Below are 607 nucleotides of genomic sequence, written 5' to 3'. Positions count from 1 at the left end.
GAGCACGGAAGCGCTAGGACGTTGTACCGGCGATGCCGATCATGGCCGTCACTAGGTCACGAAACTCGTCGAATTCTGCCCCTGAGGCAGCTACGAGACTCGAGATTCGGTAAAAGCGATTGCTGGTCGGGGATTCGCGCGCGGCCATGGTCATGTCGATGCGATCGACATTCACAATAGTCCAACATTCGACGTAGCCGGCTCCTCGAGCTTTCTGGTGGCTCTTTTCAGCCTCGCCAATTCGGTTGTGGATGTTGGAAAAGTCTGTGCCGCCCTTTACCTCGATCGCGACAATATTGCGAAAGCTGTCGGCCCTCATTTCCTCGCGGATCACGATGTCCGGGTCTGCGGCGAATTCGATGCGTACCTGACGACCAGCCGCGTTCCGGACGCGGATGAACCTTGGGCCCGACGCCTCGATGTGGTCTTGCACAAGTTCCTTGATGACGTTGAAAACCTGGATGATGCCGGCGGTACCCCGACGGACATTGGCTCCCCCGCGCAGTTGCGGCCCCAATGTAAGCAGGGTCAGGTCGTCTAAAAGGGCGATGGTGACAGCCTTACCGGCGATGCCCGTGAGCAGCTGCGCACCGGCCTCACACATCTC

Annotated in this window: 1 protein-coding gene; it reads right to left on the bottom strand. The window is 58.8% G+C overall.

What is annotated here, in order from left to right:
• Nucleotides 1–13 precede the first annotated feature (13 nt).
• A partial coding sequence (locus EOC06_RS36950) for an XcyI family restriction endonuclease (RefSeq protein ID WP_128310094.1) occupies nucleotides 14–607 on the bottom strand: 594 nt, incomplete at its 5' end.

The sequence above is a fragment of the Mesorhizobium sp. M7A.F.Ca.MR.362.00.0.0 genome (assembly GCF_004023175.1).
Classification (GTDB): Bacteria; Pseudomonadota; Alphaproteobacteria; order Rhizobiales; family Rhizobiaceae; genus Mesorhizobium.
The sequence above is the reverse complement of the archived record's forward strand: the minus strand, read 5'-3'. Positions and strand labels throughout refer to the sequence as shown.